The organism is Streptomyces sp. NPDC058683 (assembly GCF_042716195.1).
GTDB lineage: Bacteria > Actinomycetota > Actinomycetes > Streptomycetales > Streptomycetaceae > Streptomyces.
Genome location: NZ_JBHXSK010000018.1, coordinates 50,064 through 66,642 on the forward strand (window position 1 = coordinate 50,064; position 16,579 = coordinate 66,642).

The 16,579-nt window shown below is 67.8% G+C and carries 18 protein-coding genes; 13 read left to right on the top strand and 5 right to left on the bottom strand.

Annotated features, from left to right (window positions below):
• Positions 1 to 32: 32 nt before the first annotated feature.
• The 13 genes from rpsE to truA all read left to right on the top strand — a co-directional run bounded on the left by rpsE (position 33) and on the right by truA (position 8,950).
• Positions 33 to 638 carry a 30S ribosomal protein S5 gene (gene rpsE, locus ACFWXC_RS21035; protein ID WP_016645168.1) on the top strand — a complete coding sequence of 202 codons (606 nt, stop codon included), beginning with the start codon at positions 33 to 35 and terminating at the stop codon, positions 636 to 638.
• Positions 638 to 820, top strand: a complete 183-nt coding sequence (rpmD, locus tag ACFWXC_RS21040; RefSeq protein ID WP_006376032.1) for a 50S ribosomal protein L30 — start codon at positions 638 to 640, stop codon at positions 818 to 820. The genes rpsE and rpmD overlap by 1 nt, the downstream gene beginning before the upstream one ends.
• Before the next feature lie 2 nt (positions 821 to 822).
• Positions 823 to 1,278: a 50S ribosomal protein L15 gene (rplO, locus tag ACFWXC_RS21045; RefSeq protein ID WP_007443991.1), complete on the top strand. Its 456-nt coding sequence runs from the start codon at positions 823 to 825 to the stop codon at positions 1,276 to 1,278.
• Between the two features lie 190 nt (positions 1,279 to 1,468).
• Entirely contained in the window at positions 1,469 to 2,782 is a 1,314-nt protein-coding gene (secY, locus tag ACFWXC_RS21050; protein ID WP_384480731.1) for a preprotein translocase subunit SecY, read from the top strand.
• Positions 2,782 to 3,447, top strand: a complete 666-nt coding sequence (locus ACFWXC_RS21055; protein WP_384480733.1) for an adenylate kinase — start codon at positions 2,782 to 2,784, stop codon at positions 3,445 to 3,447. Before secY ends, ACFWXC_RS21055 begins: the two co-directional genes overlap by 1 nt.
• Positions 3,448 to 3,551: 104 nt before the next feature.
• A complete protein-coding gene (map, locus tag ACFWXC_RS21060; RefSeq protein WP_384480735.1) occupies positions 3,552 to 4,388 on the top strand; it encodes a type I methionyl aminopeptidase in 837 nt (278 codons plus the stop codon).
• A gap of 275 nt (positions 4,389 to 4,663) precedes the next feature.
• Positions 4,664 to 4,885, top strand: coding sequence for a translation initiation factor IF-1 (infA, locus tag ACFWXC_RS21065; RefSeq protein ID WP_003948620.1), 222 nt, complete (start codon positions 4,664 to 4,666; stop codon positions 4,883 to 4,885).
• A 61-nt stretch (positions 4,886 to 4,946) separates the two neighbouring features.
• On the top strand, positions 4,947 to 5,060 hold the full coding sequence (gene rpmJ, locus ACFWXC_RS21070; RefSeq protein ID WP_003998809.1) for a 50S ribosomal protein L36: 114 nt from the start codon (positions 4,947 to 4,949) through the stop codon (positions 5,058 to 5,060).
• A gap of 208 nt (positions 5,061 to 5,268) precedes the next feature.
• Entirely contained in the window at positions 5,269 to 5,649 is a 381-nt protein-coding gene (gene rpsM, locus ACFWXC_RS21075; RefSeq protein ID WP_020941684.1) for a 30S ribosomal protein S13, read from the top strand.
• A 70-nt stretch (positions 5,650 to 5,719) separates the two neighbouring features.
• Entirely contained in the window at positions 5,720 to 6,124 is a 405-nt protein-coding gene (gene rpsK, locus ACFWXC_RS21080) for a 30S ribosomal protein S11 (RefSeq protein ID WP_003956432.1), read from the top strand.
• A gap of 124 nt (positions 6,125 to 6,248) precedes the next feature.
• Positions 6,249 to 7,271 (top strand): DNA-directed RNA polymerase subunit alpha, encoded by a 1,023-nt coding sequence (locus ACFWXC_RS21085; protein ID WP_003966937.1) that lies wholly within the window; start codon positions 6,249 to 6,251, stop codon positions 7,269 to 7,271.
• A 181-nt stretch (positions 7,272 to 7,452) separates the two neighbouring features.
• The gene (rplQ, locus tag ACFWXC_RS21090) at positions 7,453 to 7,977 is read left to right on the top strand and encodes a 50S ribosomal protein L17 (RefSeq protein ID WP_384480737.1); all 525 of its coding nucleotides are present in this window, start codon (positions 7,453 to 7,455) and stop codon (positions 7,975 to 7,977) included.
• A 127-nt stretch (positions 7,978 to 8,104) separates the two neighbouring features.
• Positions 8,105 to 8,950, top strand: a complete 846-nt coding sequence (gene truA / locus ACFWXC_RS21095) for a tRNA pseudouridine(38-40) synthase TruA (RefSeq protein WP_384480739.1) — start codon at positions 8,105 to 8,107, stop codon at positions 8,948 to 8,950.
• A 13-nt stretch (positions 8,951 to 8,963) separates the two neighbouring features.
• On the opposite strand, the gene ACFWXC_RS21100 is transcribed toward truA, so the two are convergent.
• From ACFWXC_RS21100 to ACFWXC_RS21120, 5 genes are all read right to left on the bottom strand, one after another.
• Positions 8,964 to 11,045, bottom strand: a complete 2,082-nt coding sequence (locus tag ACFWXC_RS21100; RefSeq protein WP_384480741.1) for an acyltransferase family protein — start codon at positions 11,043 to 11,045, stop codon at positions 8,964 to 8,966.
• Positions 11,046 to 11,080: 35 nt separating this feature from the next.
• Positions 11,081 to 12,178 (bottom strand): sugar phosphate nucleotidyltransferase, encoded by a 1,098-nt coding sequence (locus ACFWXC_RS21105; protein WP_384480743.1) that lies wholly within the window; start codon positions 12,176 to 12,178, stop codon positions 11,081 to 11,083.
• A gap of 15 nt (positions 12,179 to 12,193) precedes the next feature.
• Positions 12,194 to 13,417: a glycoside hydrolase family 113 gene (locus ACFWXC_RS21110; protein WP_384480745.1), complete on the bottom strand. Its 1,224-nt coding sequence runs from the start codon at positions 13,415 to 13,417 to the stop codon at positions 12,194 to 12,196.
• A gap of 21 nt (positions 13,418 to 13,438) precedes the next feature.
• Positions 13,439 to 14,890 carry a glycosyltransferase family 2 protein gene (locus ACFWXC_RS21115; protein ID WP_384480747.1) on the bottom strand — a complete coding sequence of 484 codons (1,452 nt, stop codon included), beginning with the start codon at positions 14,888 to 14,890 and terminating at the stop codon, positions 13,439 to 13,441.
• A gap of 262 nt (positions 14,891 to 15,152) precedes the next feature.
• A complete protein-coding gene (locus tag ACFWXC_RS21120; protein ID WP_384480749.1) occupies positions 15,153 to 16,538 on the bottom strand; it encodes a glycoside hydrolase family 26 protein in 1,386 nt (461 codons plus the stop codon).
• Positions 16,539 to 16,579 lie beyond the last annotated feature (41 nt).

The window sequence follows — 16,579 nt, forward strand, 5'->3', positions numbered from 1 at the left end:
CTTGTAGCTAGCGGAAAGAGAGAGGTAATCCAATGGCTGGACCCCAGCGCCGCGGTGGCGGTGCCGGTGGCGGCGAGCGGCGGGACCGGAAGGGCCGTGACGGCGGCGCTGCTGCCGCCGAGAAGACCGCGTACGTTGAGCGCGTTGTCGCGATCAACCGCGTCGCCAAGGTTGTGAAGGGTGGTCGTCGCTTCAGCTTCACCGCGCTGGTCGTGGTGGGCGACGGTGACGGCACCGTGGGTGTCGGTTACGGCAAGGCCAAGGAGGTGCCGGCCGCCATCGCCAAGGGTGTTGAGGAGGCCAAGAAGCACTTCTTCAAGGTCCCCCGTATCCAGGGCACCATCCCCCACCCCATCCAGGGTGAGAAGGCCGCGGGCGTCGTCCTGCTCAAGCCGGCTTCGCCGGGTACCGGTGTTATCGCCGGTGGTCCCGTGCGTGCCGTGCTGGAGTGCGCCGGCGTTCACGACATCCTGTCGAAGTCCCTGGGCTCCGACAACGCGATCAACATCGTGCACGCGACCGTGGCGGCCCTCAAGGGCCTGCAGCGTCCCGAGGAGATCGCGGCCCGCCGTGGTCTGCCCCTCGAGGACGTCGCCCCCGCGGCTCTGCTTCGTGCGCGTGCGGGAGCGGGTGCGTAATGGCTCGCCTCAAGGTCACGCAGACGAAGTCGTACATCGGCAGCAAGCAGAACCACCGTGACACCCTGCGGTCCCTTGGTCTCAAGGGGATCAACACCGTGGTCGTCAAGGAGGACCGCCCCGAGTTCCGCGGAATGGTGCACACCGTCCGCCACCTCGTGACGGTTGAGGAGGTCGACTGATCATGGCGGAGAACAACCCGCTCAAGATCCACAACCTCCGTCCCGCCCCGGGCGCCAAGACCGCCAAGACCCGTGTGGGTCGTGGTGAGGCGTCGAAGGGTAAGACGGCCGGTCGTGGTACCAAGGGTACGAAGGCCCGTTACCAGGTTCCGGAGCGCTTCGAGGGTGGCCAGATGCCCCTCCACATGCGTCTTCCGAAGCTGAAGGGCTTCAAGAACCCGTTCAAGACCGAGTTCCAGGTCGTGAACCTCGACAAGCTGGCCGCGCTGTACCCGGAGGGTGGCGAGGTCACCGTCGAGGGGCTCGTCGCCAAGGGTGCCGTTCGCAAGAACAGCCTCGTCAAGGTGCTCGGCCAGGGTGAGGTCTCCGTGGCGCTGCAGGTGACGGTCGACGCCGTCTCCGGCTCCGCCAAGGAGAAGATCACCGCCGCCGGCGGCACCGTCACCGAGCTCGTCTGAGCATCTCGGACGTCATCGATGACGTAAGCGATCCCGACCGGGGATACCCTCACTGTGGGGTATCCCCGGTCGGTCGTTCCTAGGGGGGCGTGGTCGCCGGTAAGGTGGCCTGCGCTGTTCTTTTTCCTCATTCGTCGAACCTCAAGACCGTCACCCTTGACGCAGTTGCGCGGGGGTCGCAGGAGGCACCGTGCTCACCGCGTTCGCCCGGGCGTTCAGGACGCCCGACCTGCGCAAGAAACTGCTCTTCACGCTGGCCATCATCGTGGCCTACCGGGTCGGCACCCATGTCCCGATCCCCGGCGTCAACTACAAAGCCGTCCAGACGTGTGTGAACGAGGCCTCCGGCAACCAGGGCCTGTTCGGTCTCGTCAACATGTTCAGCGGTGGCGCGCTGCTCCAGATCACGATCTTCGCGCTCGGCATCATGCCGTACATCACCGCCAGCATCATTCTTCAGCTGCTGACCGTGGTCATCCCGCGTCTGGAAGCCCTGAAGAAGGAGGGCCAGGCAGGTACGGCGAAGATCACCCAGTACACCCGTTACCTGACGGTGGCCCTTGCCATCCTGCAGGGCACCGGCCTGGTGGCCACCGCCCGCAGCGGCGCCCTCTTCTCCGGCTGCACGGTCGCCTCCAGCATCGTGCCGGACCAGGCGATCTTCACCACCATCACGATGGTGATCTGCATGACCGCCGGTACGGCCGTCGTCATGTGGCTCGGTGAGCTGATCACCGACCGCGGCATCGGCAACGGCATGTCGATCCTGATGTTCATCTCGATCGCCGCGACGTTCCCGTCCGCGCTGTGGGCCATCAAGAAGCAGGGCACCCTGGCGGGCGGCTGGATCGAGTTCGGCACCGTCATCGCGGTCGGCCTGATCATGGTCGCCCTGGTGGTCTTCGTCGAGCAGGCCCAGCGCCGGATCCCGGTCCAGTACGCCAAGCGCATGATCGGCCGCCGGTCCTACGGCGGCACGTCCACGTACATCCCGCTCAAGGTGAACCAGGCCGGTGTGATCCCGGTCATCTTCGCCTCGTCGCTGCTCTACATCCCGGCACTCGTGGCGCAGTTCGCCGGCGGCAACTCGGGCTGGAAGCAGTGGATCTCCACGAACCTGACCAAGGGTGACCACCCGATTTACATCACCCTGTACTTCTTGCTCATCGTTTTCTTCGCGTTCTTCTATGTCGCCATCTCCTTCAACCCCGAAGAAGTAGCCGACAACATGAAGAAGTATGGTGGCTTCATCCCGGGCATCCGGGCTGGCCGACCGACCGCTGAGTACCTGTCGTACGTGCTCAACCGGATCACCTGGCCGGGTTCGCTGTATCTGGGTCTGATCGCTCTCGTGCCGACGATGGCGTTGGTTGGCTTTGGGGCAAGCCAGAACTTCCCGTTCGGTGGTACCAGCATCCTGATCATCGTGGGTGTGGGCCTCGAAACGGTGAAGCAGATCGAGAGCCAGCTTCAGCAGCGCAATTACGAAGGGTTCCTCCGCTGATGCGAATCGTCCTCGTCGGGCCGCCGGGAGCCGGTAAGGGAACGCAAGCCGTTCGCCTCGCCGAGAAGCTGAAGATCCCGCACATCTCCACGGGCGACCTGTTCCGGGCCAACATCAGCCAGCAGACGGATCTCGGGAAGCTCGCGAAGTCCTACATGGACGCCGGCAACCTCGTCCCCGACGAGGTCACCATCGCCATGGCCAAGGACCGCATGGAGCAGCCGGACGCCACCGGCGGCTTCCTGCTGGACGGGTTCCCGCGCAACGTCTCGCAGGCCGAGGCGCTCGACGAGGTGCTCAAGAACGAGGGCATCAAGCTCGACGCGGTGCTCGACCTCGAGGTCCCGGAGGACGAGGTCGTCAAGCGGATCGCGGGCCGCCGCATCTGCCGCAACGACTCGTCGCACGTCTTCCACGTCACGTACACCCCGCCGAAGGTCGAGGGTGTCTGCGACGTCTGCGGCGGCGAGCTGTACCAGCGCGACGACGACTCCGAGGACACCGTCCGGACGCGGCTGGAGGTCTACCACACACAGACCGAGCCCATCATCGACTACTACAAGTCGCAGGGCCTGGTCCGTACGATCTCCTCGCTGGGCCCGGTGGACGAGATCACCCGGCGGGCGCTGGACGCGCTGGGGTGGGACGAGGACGACAAGAAGTAGTTCCACGGCGGTTCCGGCCGCGGTGCCCCCTCGGGTGCCGCGGCCGTACTGTTGTACAGGTATCCGGTTGACGTTGACGTGAGTGACGGAGAGCGCAGGCCCCCATGGTGCAGATCAAGTCCCCCGAGCAGATCGCCAAGATGCGGGCGGCGGGCCTGGTCGTAGCGGCCATCCACGCGGCCACCCGCGAGGTGGCGGTCCCCGGTGCCAGCACCAAGGATCTGGACGAGGTGGCCCGCAAGGTCCTCGCCGAGCACGGCGCCAAGTCGAACTTCCTCGGGTACGGCGGTTTCCCGGCCACCATCTGCACGTCCGTCAACGACGTGGTCGTCCACGGCATCCCCGCGGAGAACGTCGTCCTCAAGGACGGCGACATCATCTCCATCGACTGCGGTGCGATCGTCGACGGCTGGCACGGTGACGCGGCCTACACGGCCTTCGTGGGCTCCGGTCACGCTCCGGAGCTGATCGAGCTCTCCCGGGTGACCGAGGAGTCGATGTGGGCCGGTATCGCGGCGATGAAGCAGGGCAGCCGGCTGGTCGACGTCTCCCGGGCGATCGAGACGTACATCCGCCGCCAGCCGAAGCCGGGCGGCGGCCGGTACGGGATCATCGAGGACTACGGCGGCCACGGCATCGGCACCGAGATGCACATGGACCCGCACCTGCTGAACTACGTCGACCGGCGGCGGGGGAAGGGGCCGAAGCTGGTCCCCGGGTTCTGCCTGGCCATCGAGCCGATGGTGTCGCTGGGGACGCCGCGGACCGAGGTGCTGGAGGACGACTGGACGGTCATCACGACCGACGGGACGTGGTCCTCGCACTGGGAGCACAGCGTCGCGCTGACCGAGGAGGGTCCGCTGGTGCTGACGTCTCCCGACGGAGGTAAGGCCAAGCTGGCCGAGCATGGGATCACGGCTGCGCCGGATCCGATGGGCTGAGCATATTTTTCGACGCTGCGGCTGGGTGGGGGCTTCGCGCGCCCGCGCGGCGGAGCCGCATATCGAAACAGCCCCGCGCCCCTGAAGGGGCGCGGCAATCTCGCGCGCTTAATGATCTGCTCTGTGGGGCAGACTTCACCGATTCGTCTTTCCGGGTGCGCTGACGTAGACTGACTCGTCGGCTCTCGTGCACCCGCATGTCCGCATGCGCCCGTGGGATATCCCAAGCGGGACGCGTGGGAGTCGATCAAGGTAGTCGATTCGAAGGGCGAAGCGTGGCCAAGAAGCAAGGTGCCATCGAGATCGAGGGCACTGTCGTCGAGTCTCTTCCGAACGCGATGTTCAAGGTCGAGCTCCAGAACGGCCACCAGGTCCTGGCACACATCAGCGGCAAGATGCGTATGCACTACATCCGCATCCTCCCTGACGACCGGGTCGTGGTGGAGTTGTCTCCGTACGACCTGACGCGTGGCCGGATCGTCTACCGATACAAGTAGATCTTGCCCAGGTCCCGTGTGAGCGGGGCTGCCGGCAACTGACCCGGAGAACCTCAATCCCATGAAGGTCAAGCCGAGCGTCAAGAAGATCTGCGACAAGTGCAGGGTGATCCGCCGTCACGGTCGGGTCATGGTCATTTGCGAGAACCCGCGCCACAAGCAGCGCCAGGGCTGACGCACGACCGATCCCTCTGCATCCATCGCAGAGATTCGCGCGACGCAAGCTGAATTTGTTCATACGCAGGGCCCGAGCCCCACACGGCTCGACACCCCCGGTTCGGAGGCCGGGGACCCAGGTCGTACCTACTCTTTGAAATACAAGAGGCCGGCGGCTGGGAGCCGGTCCTGCGGAAGACCTCCGAAGATCACCAGGAGCCATTGAAGTGGCACGCGTTTCCGGTGTTGACATCCCGCGCGAAAAGCGTGTGGAAGTCGCCCTCACCTACGTGTTCGGCATCGGCCGTACGCTCTCCCAGCTGACGCTGGCCGAGACCGGCATCGACCCGAACACCCGCGTCCGTGACCTGACTGAAGAGCAGCTGGTCGCGATTCGTGAGTACGTCGACAACAACATCAAGACCGAGGGTGACCTCCGTCGCGAGATCCAGGCCGACATCCGCCGCAAGGTCGAGATCGGCTGCTACCAGGGTCTGCGTCACCGCCGCGGCCTGCCCGTCCGCGGTCAGCGCACCAGCACCAACGCCCGCACCCGCAAGGGCCCGCGTCGCGCCATCGCCGGCAAGAAGAAGCCGGGCAAGAAGTAGTCCGCAGCGGACAACGCTTCATCAGCGGTCTTCGCTGTAGGACCGACCACCTCCCCGTAGGAGTTACTAGATGCCCCCCAAGGGTCGTCAGGGCGCTGCCAAGAAGGTGCGCCGCAAGGAAAAGAAGAACGTCGCTCACGGCCACGCGCACATCAAGAGCACGTTCAACAACACGATCGTCTCCATCACGGACCCGTCCGGCAACGTGATCTCCTGGGCCTCCGCCGGCCACGTCGGCTTCAAGGGCTCCCGGAAGTCCACGCCGTTCGCCGCGCAGATGGCCGCCGAGTCGGCTGCCCGCCGCGCGCAGGAGCACGGCATGCGCAAGGTCGACGTGTTCGTGAAGGGCCCGGGTTCCGGTCGTGAGACCGCCATCCGTTCCCTGCAGGCCACGGGCCTCGAGGTCGGCTCCATCCAGGACGTCACCCCGACCCCGCACAACGGCTGCCGTCCGCCGAAGCGCCGCCGCGTCTGACGCGACGCCTTCGGGCCTGAGGTTTCCGGGCGGTACGGCTCCGTAAAGGGGCCGTATCGCCCGTACCCTTGCAGTACCAGTAGGGCGTCAAATAGCGGGCGCCCGCAACTGAAGGATCCACACCATGCTGATCGCTCAGCGTCCCTCGTTGACCGAAGAGGTCGTCGACGAGTTCCGCTCCCGGTTCGTGATCGAGCCGCTGGAGCCGGGCTTCGGCTACACCCTCGGCAACTCCCTCCGCCGGACTCTTCTGTCCTCGATCCCGGGTGCGGCGGTCACGTCCATCCGTATCGACGGTGTCCTGCACGAGTTCACCACCGTGCCGGGCGTCAAGGAGGACGTCACCGACCTGATCCTCAACATCAAGCAGCTGGTCGTCTCCTCGGAGCACGACGAGCCGGTCGTGATGTACCTGCGCAAGCAGGGCCCGGGTCTGGTCACCGCCGCCGACATCGCGCCCCCGGCCGGTGTCGAGGTGCACAACCCCGACCTCGTCCTCGCCACGCTCAACGGCAAGGGCAAGCTGGAGATGGAGCTGACGGTCGAGCGTGGCCGCGGTTACGTCTCCGCCGTGCAGAACAAGCAGGTGGGCCAGGAGATCGGCCGTATCCCGGTCGACTCCATCTACTCGCCGGTGCTCAAGGTCACGTACAAGGTCGAGGCGACCCGTGTCGAGCAGCGCACCGACTTCGACAAGCTGATCGTCGACGTCGAGACCAAGCAGGCCATGCGTCCCCGTGACGCCATGGCGTCCGCCGGTAAGACCCTGGTGGAGCTGTTCGGTCTGGCCCGCGAGCTCAACATCGACGCCGAGGGCATCGACATGGGCCCCTCGCCCACGGACGCCGCCCTGGCCGCCGATCTGGCGCTGCCGATCGAGGAGCTGGAGCTCACGGTCCGCTCCTACAACTGCCTCAAGCGTGAGGGCATCCACTCCGTGGGTGAGCTCGTCGCCCGCTCCGAGGCCGACCTCCTGGACATCCGCAACTTCGGTGCGAAGTCCATCGACGAGGTCAAGGCGAAGCTGGCCGGCATGGGCCTGGCCCTCAAGGACAGCCCGCCCGGATTCGACCCGACCGCCGCCGCCGACGCCTTTGGTGCCGACGACGATGCGGACGCGGGCTTTGTGGAGACCGAGCAGTACTAAGAGCTCGGACCTTCCGGTCTGCACTCGGGTGCGGGTGCGCTGTGGCTGGTCGCGCAGTTCCCCGCGCCCCTTCCGGTCGGGCCCCTTCGGGGCCTCGACCGGATCTCTGACAGACAACCGTCTGCTCAGATACTGACTTCGGTACCTGATACGGCCGGGGCAGACACACAGGAGAAGAACCATGCCGAAGCCCACCAAGGGTGCCCGTCTGGGCGGCAGCGCCGCGCACGAGAAGCTGCTCCTCGCGAACCTCGCGAAGGCGCTCTTCGAGCACGGCCGTATCACCACCACCGAGGCGAAGGCCCGCCGTCTGCGGCCGTACGCCGAGCGTCTGGTCACCAAGGCGAAGAAGGGCGACCTTCACAACCGCCGTCAGGTGCTCCAGGTCATCACGGACAAGAGCATCGTGCACACGCTCTTCACCGAGATCGGCCCGCGGTACGAGAACCGTCCGGGTGGCTACACCCGTATCACCAAGATCGGTAACCGTCGTGGCGACAACGCGCCCATGGCTGTCATCGAGCTGGTCGAGGCGCTGACGGTCGCGCAGCAGGCGACGGGTGAGGCCGAGGCCGCCACGAAGCGTGCCGCCAAGGACGCCGACGAGGTCAAGGCTGCCGAGGTTGTCGAGGTCGAGGACGCCAAGGTCGACGTGACCAAGGCCGACGAGGCCGAGGACGCCGCCGAGGAGTCGAAGGAGGCGTAAGGCCGTCCTTTGACTGCGGCGCCGTAGTGGCTGGTTGCGCAGTTCCCCGCGCCCCTGAAGGGGCGCGTGAGCGGGTCCGTTCCTTTCAGGGACGGGCCCGCTTTTCTTGCCCTGAGAGGATTCTCCCGTGAGTGACGAAGTTCAGCCCGGCCATGTCCGCATCCGCCTCGACCTGTCCTACGACGGGAGTGGGTTTCACGGGTGGGCCAAGCAGGCCGGGGGGAAGCGGACCGTGCAGGGGGAGATCGAGGAGGCGCTGCGGGTCGTCACCCGGTCACAGGGGACGACGTACGACCTGACCGTGGCCGGGCGGACGGATGCCGGGGTGCACGCGCGGGGGCAGGTGGCGCATGTCGATCTGCCGGCCGGGGTGTGGGAGGAGCAGCGCGAGAAGCTGCTGAAGCGGCTCGCCGGGCGGCTGCCGAAGGACGTGCGGGTGTGGGCGCTGGGTGAGGCGCCGGCGGGGTTCAACGCGCGGTTCGCGGCGCTGTGGCGGCGGTACGTCTACCGGGTCGGGGACCGGCCGGGGGGCGTGGACCCGCTGCTGCGCCATCACGTCCTGTGGCACGACTGGGAGTTGGACGTCGCCGTGATGGACGCGGCCGCCAAGTCACTGGTCGGGGAGCACGACTTCGCCGCGTACGCGAAGAAGCGGGAGGGGGCGACGACCATTCGCGAGATCCTCGGCTTCGGGGTGACCCGGCGGGCGGACGGGGTCGTCGAGATCGAGGTGCGGGCCGACGCCTTCTGCCACAACCAAGTGCGGTCGATGGTGGGCGCGTTGCTGTTCGTCGGCGACGGGCACCGGGGCGTGGAGTGGCCGCGGCGCGTTCTTGACGCCGGCGTGCGGGACAGCGCCGTGCATGTCGTGCGGCCGCACGGGCTGACCCTGGAGGAAGTCGCGTACCCGGCGGCCGGCCTGCTGCTGGAGAGGCAGCGGGAGGCGCGCCGGGTGCGGGTGCGGTCGGCCTGACGGATGTGACGGATCAGCCGGCGAGGACCGTCTTGAACTTCGGTTCCAGGTACGGGGCCAGGGAAAGGGCGTAGCTGCCGCTCATGTGGCTGTAGTCCCAGTAGACGACGTGCCCGCCGATCACGGCCGGGCAGTAGCCGTCGGCGCAGAAGGCCGGAATCGTGTCGATGACCTTGAACCCGGACTTCTGGGCCGCCTCCCGTTCCATGAGGCGGAACTCGGCGCGGTCGATCATTTCCGTGGACGGGCGGCTGCAGGCGCCGATGTCGTCGGAGTTCTGGGCGAGGCAGTCCGGAACGGAGCGGTTCGGGTACGGCGTGTCCGTGAGGTAGACGAGCTTCGCGCCGGTGGCCTTCAGGCGCTTGAAGGTCTGGTCCGCGCCCTCCTCGGTGGTGGTCCCCTGGACCCGGTTGGCGACGACGAGCACGTCCGGCTTGAGCTGGTCGATCTTGTCGAGGGCCGTCTTCCGCCAGCTCGTGCACTCGGTGTAGTCGCGTCCGAGGTCCTCGCGGGTGATCTTGTACACCTCGGGGGTACAGCCGCTCTTGATCACGGTGATGACCTTGACGTGCAGCTTCTTGCCGAGTTCGTTGAACGCGTTGCCCCACTGGTAGGCGTGCGAGTCGCCCATCAGCACCATCGTCCGCTTGGCCGTGGTGTCGCCGATGACGCACTCGTCGCGCAGGGTGTAGCCGGTGATGAGCAGGTCGTCGATGCAGCCGTGGTCGCCGCGGTCGCTGGGGGCCTTGAGCAGGGCCGACTCGCTGATCCGGGGATGGTCGCGCTCCTTCACGGCCTGTTCGACGGAGGCGATGCCCTGGTAGCCGTTGGCGGCGGCGCCGGAGGCGGTCTGGACCGACAGGTTGAGCGGCACCCGTACGGCGAGAGTCGTGGCGACGGCCGCGGTGCCGGTCAGGGTCAGGCCGACGAGGATGCCGCGCCACGGGATCTGTACCAGCTTGGCGTTGGCCTTCAGCCGCCGTTCGATCAGGTAATGCGTGGCGACGGCCAGTACGAAGGAGCCCGCAGCGACCCGGAAACGGTCGGAGTAGCTGAACTCGCGGGTGACGATTTCGGGCCAGAGGATCAGCATCGGCCAGTGCCAGAGGTACCAGCCGTAGCTGACGTTGCCGACGAAGTCGGTCACGGGGTTGAACAGGACCCGCTCGACGCCGTGGCGGGGCGCCGCGCAGCCGCCCGCGATGACCAGGGCGGCGCCCAGTACCGGGCCGCCCACGGCGTATCCGGGCAGCGGGGTCTTCTCCGTGATGAGGAGTGCGGTGACCAGGGTGGTGCCGAGCCCGGCCCAGGTGAGGAAAGCCGCGAAGCCCTGGTTCACACGGGACAGGAGCCGGGCGTTGAGGGCGACGAAGACGCCGAGGGCGAGCTCCCACACCCGGGTCTGGGTGCCGAAGTAGGCGAGCGGCTGGTTGGTCTGGGTCTGCGTGACCGACAGATACAGCGAGCCGCCGATCACGGTGGCCAGGAAGAGTCCGATGAAGAAGCGGCTGCGGAAGACGACCCGGCTGAACCAGGCGACGACGACGAGCGCGAGTGGCGCGACGACGTAGAACTGCTCTTCGATGCCCAGCGACCAGAAGTGCTGGTACGGCGACTGGCTGCCGTCGTTGGCGAAGTAGTCGGTGCCGTTCTCGGCGAGGCGCCAGTTGATGAAGCTCAGCGAAGCCGCGAAGCCGTCTGACATGTAGTCGCGGAAACGGAACGGGCTGGCGTAGATCCAGGCCACGACGGCCGTCACGACGATGACGAGGGAGGCGCCCGGCGCCAGCCGTCGGAACCGGCGGGCCCAGAACTTGCCGAGCGACACCTTGCCGGTCTTGTCGATCTCCGCGAGGAGCTGGCTGCCGATGAGGAAGCCGCTGAGCGTGAAGCTGACGTCGACGCCGCCGTGGATGCCGAGGATGCCCGTGTGCATCAGGACGACCATCGTGATCGCTACGGCTCGCAGGCCCTGCAGGTCGGGGCGGTATTTCCGCAGCCGGTCTTCCTTCGGGGCGCTGCGGCGGTGCCGGTCCGACCGGTGCTCGGGCGGCTCCGTCGGGTCGCCTACAGGGATGGCTTGATGGGTGGTCACTTCTCTCCAGTAACTGTCCGGTCGGGCCGGCGGATTCAGTGGGCCGTCGGGCAGGCGGCAGCCGTCCCGCTGACGCGCACCCCCTGGGCGGGAATGCGGATGCCGCAGGACAGCCGCAGCTGGGCGGGCAGCTCGTTCTCCGCGCCGACGTGGGAGTGGCAGCCCACCACCGCCTCGCGCAGAATCGATTCGCTACCGATGGAGGCGTCGTGGTCCACCACGGACTCATGGATCCGGGCGCCCTCGGCCACGGTGACGCGTTCGCCGACGATGGAGCGGTCGACGACCACGTGCGGGCCGATGACGGCGCCCGGGCCGATCGTCGAGCCGCCCGTGACGCGGGCGGTCGGGTCGACGGTGGCCGTGGGGTGGATCAGGGCCTCGGCGGGCGGGCCGACCAGCGGCGAGGCCGCCCGGCCGGTGACCAGGTCGGCGGAGCCGTGCACGAAGGCCAGCGGGGTTCCCAGGTCACGCCAGTAGTCGGCGGTGGTGTGGCCGAAGACGCGGCCGCCCCGGGCGACGAGCCCCGGGAAGGTCTCCTGCTCGACCGAGACCTCGCGGTCGGCCGGGATGGCGTCCAGGACGGACCGGCGGAAGACGTAGCAGCCGGCGTTGATCTGGTCGGTGACGCACTCCTCCGCCGTCTTGGGCTTCTCCAGGAAGGAGAGCACCCGGCCGTTCTCGTCGGTGGGGACGAGCCCGAAGGCGCGGGGGTCGGCGACCCTGGTGAGGTGCAGGGTGACGTCGGCCCGCCGGGCCTCGTGCCGCTCCAGGACGGCGCGCAGGTCGACACCGGAGAGGATGTCGCCGTTGAGGACGAGGACCGGGGCGTCGGACGGGCCGCGCAGCAGGCGGCCGGCGTTGCGGATGGCGCCGCCGGTGCCCAGCGGGACCTCCTCGACGGCGTAGGAGATCTCCAGGTCCTCGGAGAAGCCCCGGAACTCGTCCTCGAAGAGGTCGGCGAGATACGAGGTGGCGAACACCAGGTGCTCGACACCGGCCGTCATCAGCTTGGCCACCTGGTGGCGGATGAAGGAGGAGCCCGCGACGCCGAGAAGCGGTTTCGGGGTGTGGTTGGTCAGTGGGCGCAGGCGGGTTCCCTTGCCGCCCACCAGAATGATGGCTTCTTGCATGATTGCCTCGCTCGGTCAGCTAGCGGTGTCAGTCCCGGGGCCCGCGTAGTCGGAGGTGAAACAGGACTTGATCGCCTTCTCGGAGAGGGGGCGACCGGCGAAGTCGAGCCGGGAGGCAACCTTGTCGTCGGGCTTGTCGTTGGGGTCGTCGTCGAAGTAGATCGACCACCAGTAGACGCCGCTCATCTTCCGTTCCTGGACCACCCGGCAGACGGCGGTGTACCAGTTGGCCTGCACCTGGAGGTTGACGGCGCGCTTGGCGTAGAAGTTGCCGGGGGAGTGGTAGGCGCCGTTCATGGCGCCGATGCCGGCCTCGGCGACGGTGATCTTCGGCAGGGTGCCGGTGGCCTTCTTGTCCAGCCAGTCGTCCCAGCCGTTGACGAGGGTGTCCACCGAGGCGTCGTCGTCGACCTTGACGGGGAAGTACGCGTCGATGCCGAGGTGGCTGACGGGCATGGAGATCGGGCCGCTGACGTAGTTGTCCCAGTTCGCGTCGTACGCGACCTCGCCGGTGAACTCCTTCTCGGCCCTGTCCACGAGCGCGTTCCAGCGGTCGTCGCCCTCCATGGAGTTCAGCTCGGTGCCGATGACGAAGGTCGCCGCTTTCTCGCCCTGGGCCGCCTTCAGGTAGGGGGTCAGGAACTTCTCGTACGAGGCGAACCAGGCGTCACGGTCGGAGGGGGCGATGTTCCCGCGCCAGTTGCCGTCCGCGATGTCGAGCGACGTCTCGTCCATGAGCGGCCTGACCGTCGTGCGCAGTCCGGCCTCGTGGAAGATCGCCAATATCCGGGCGAGCCGCTCGGGGGTGGGGGTCTTGGTGCCGCCGGTGATCTTCGTCGAGGACTTGTTCCCGGTGAAGAACGGGAAGGAGACGCTGACGGAGTTGGCGTGCAGGCCGACCAGGTAGTTCGCGTGGAGCCGGGCCTGCTTCTCCACGTAGGCGAGGGGGTGGTCGGGGTTGTCCTCCCAGTAGAGCTGGACGCCCCACTGCGGCATGCCCTTCTTCCACTCCTTGCCGACCTTGGCGATCTCGGTGTTCTCCGAAGGGGCCGCGGTGCCGGTGCCGGACTTGGACCCGGCCGGGTGGGCGGGCTCGCTGCCGTCGAGCACCAGGTGGGGCATGAGGGATCCGGACGACCACTGCAGGGGGTGGTCGCCGATCACGAAGGGTGCCGCGACCACGAGGGAGATGACGGTGACGGGGAGCACGGCGAGCATGGGCAGGCGTGCGCGCTTCATGGGTGTGAGGTCTCTTCCGGATCAGGCGGGCTTGGCGATGACGACGAACTTGTTCTCCTCACGGCGGAGGAACTTCCAGAGGCCCTTGATGCCCCCGATTCCTTCGATGAGGGAGAAGTAGGGCAGCAGCAGGAGGACCGCCACGGGCTCCCACCACCTGCGCCGGCCGCTGACCGAGGCGATCGCGTTGAGCCGCAGCCCTTCCCAGTACGCCCAGATCACATACGCGAAGCTGATCGACCACAGAATGACCACGGACTGGGTCACGGGCGAGGTGTTCATGTCGCCGATGAACCAGGCGACGAAGATGATCGTGCCGACGTGCTGAAGAGGTCCGAGGATCCAGCTCGTCACGCAGATGGTCAGGAACCAGCGGTAGCGCAGCGGGACCCTGCGGTTGAAGCAGAGGGCGACCAGGCCCCAGGCCCAGCGCTCGCGCTGCTTGATGAAGTCCTTGGCGTTGGCCGGTGAGGCGCCGTAGCAGCGGCCGTTGAACCAGTCGCTGCGGCCCGGGTAGAGACGGCAGAAGGTCAGGGCGAGCCGGGCGTCCTCGACGATCTCCCTGGGGCCGAAGTCCCAGCCGATCTCGGCCTCGATGGAGGCACGGATGACGAGCAGCTCGCCGTGCACGCCGGCGGCCGGGGTGCCGAGGCCGGTGAAGGCCCGGAAGCGCGCGATGTCGTCGGCGGGGCGGATGGCGTCGGCGAACCAGGTGAGCAGGCTCACCGCGTTCTCGCGCGGGTAGGTCAGGATGCCCTGCGCCATGTGCTTGACCTCTTCGGGGGTCGCACGGCGCTGGCGGTTGATGAACTGGGCGAGGGACGCCGAGGTGTCGGGGCCGACACCGGTGTCGTCGTCCATGTGCAGCACCCAGACGTGGTCGAGGGCCTCGCGCTCCTCGATGCGCAGCTCGTGGGCGTAGTTGTTGGCACGGGCCTTGAAGCGGGTGCCGTTCTCGGTCTCGTACGCCTTGGGCACGGTGACCACGCGGATCAGCGGGCTGACCGCGGCCAGCTCGTCGATCCGCGCCCCGGCCTCGCAGCCCTCCTCGGTGAGCACGTCCACGCGCATGTACGGGAACCACTCCGGGAGGTGCTCCACGTAGGAGAGGACGGAGCGCTCCAGGGCCGGGTAGGTGTCGTGCCGCCCGATGGTGGGGACGAGGACGATCAGGAAGTCCTGGTCCACCAGCGCCGGCGGAGTCATCAGATGCGCCTTGCGGAGCCGGCGGCGGATGAGGAAGAAGCCCTGTACTGACACGAGTACACCGGGAACCGGAAGCGCCCAGCAGATGGTGATGAGCCACGCCAGCGGCGAGTCGCTGGGTGTGTACGACCACAGGCTGAACAGGGTCAGGAAGACCAGTGGGATCAGGAACGGCAGGATGGCCGGTTTCCAGGCGGCGGTGCGCTTCGCCAGTTTCACGGTGTGCCGCGAATGCGGCGCACCGCTGTCGACCGTTGTCGATGCCATGACGGCTGTGGAACTCCCCGTGAGATCGGTGGCGCGCGGAGGCATCGACGGACCTCGGCCGTGGCATGGCATGGCAGAGCACGCCAGGACGGCTTCGCTGTTCCGGGTTCGATCCCCCCGCGCCTTCTATAGGCGCCTCGGTCAGCCGCCTCTCAGATGCCCCCCCGGGCGCCCGAACCACTGACCGAACAGAACAGCGATCCTTGCATGTATGTGCAGTACATGGGAATGCGTGTGTGGAAGTTGTGTTCGGAAGTTAACCTCAGTGACTCTTGTTCAGTGATTCCCAGTCCACATCCGAAACGTGGACGGGGCGTCCACCGGTGATCACTTTCGGTGAGCCGTAGGTCCGCTTCACATCGGCCGTGGTGTTCTTCGCCCGGGGCTCGGCGAGATTGTCGTACGACAGTGCCTGGCCCCACACCGTCCACATGACCCATGGCGTCCGGGTCAGGGTCCGGGGCTGCGCCGCGTTCAGCGGGACGTGGAAGGACTCGGCGACGATGCGCGGCCTGCGGTACTTCTCCAGGCCCCGGTACCAGACCTCGGTCCAGGCGCCGCCGACCGGCTTGGCCGGGGTGTCGCTGTAGTCGTCGACGCCCACTATGTCGACGTAGCGGCCGCCCGGATAGTACGCCCCGGGCCGGCGGCCGTAGGTGCCGTCCCAGGAGCTGGGCGACCAGACGAAGATCAGGTTGTGCAGGCCGCGGCGGTGCACCAGGTGGTCGTGGGCCAGCCGCCACAGCTTCCGGAAGGCGGCGGGATCCTGCCCCGCCCACCAGAAGCCGTGGCCCGGCGGGGTGTTCATCTCGTGGTACGGGCGCAGCAGCACCGGCACCCCCTGGCCGGCGAGATAGCCGAGATGGTCCGCGAGGAAGTCGAGGTCGTGCAGCAGGGCCTGGTGCTCGGCGCTGCCCGCGGTGACCACCCGGCCGAACCAGCCGCGGTCCTTCGCGCCGGGGGAGTTGCGCAGCAGGGTCTGCTCGAAACCCTTGACCGGGCTGCCCGGGTAGGGCTGGTGGAAGGAGAAACCGACCAGGCCCGCGGGGCCGCCGCCGTTGTGCGGCAGGGAGACCTCGGCGCCGGAGGCGCACTCCTGGTGGGTGCCGGAGGGCCGGTAGGAGCCGTCGGCCGCCCGGGGCAGGCCCGACCACACGCCGACCGCGAGATCCACGGCGTCCTCGGTGTACCCCCAGAAGCGCCGGCAGGCCGGCCAGGCCCGGGAGTAGGAGCGGGCCGTGCCCACCGCCCAGCCCGGCTGCCCGTAACCGGGGCCGAGGTCCAGCTCCACGAAACCGGGCAGCCGTCCGGTGATGTCCCGGGCCTTGCGGTAGTAGTAGCCCGGCTGCTTGGTGCCCCGGTAGTCGCCGTAGCCCGCGTTGTAGCGCTCGTTCTGCAGCTCCACGTGCTGCCCGATCACGGTGCGGGTCGCACGGCCGCGGCGGGCGTCGTTCTCCAGGCCGGCCAGCAGCGCGTAGACCCGGCGGGCCGCCGGCGTCGCGTCGGGGTCACGGTCCCGCAGGTCGGTGGGGACGAGCCGCGGGACCCGCGCGGCGTCCCGGTCGTCCCGCCAGGCCTCCCACAGCGCCAGCGGACCCAGCAGCCCGGCGACGGCACCCGCCCCGACGAGCCCGACCCGTCCCCGCATGCGCATGATCCCCGCCCGCCCCCGTTCCCTCCCCGACCGAA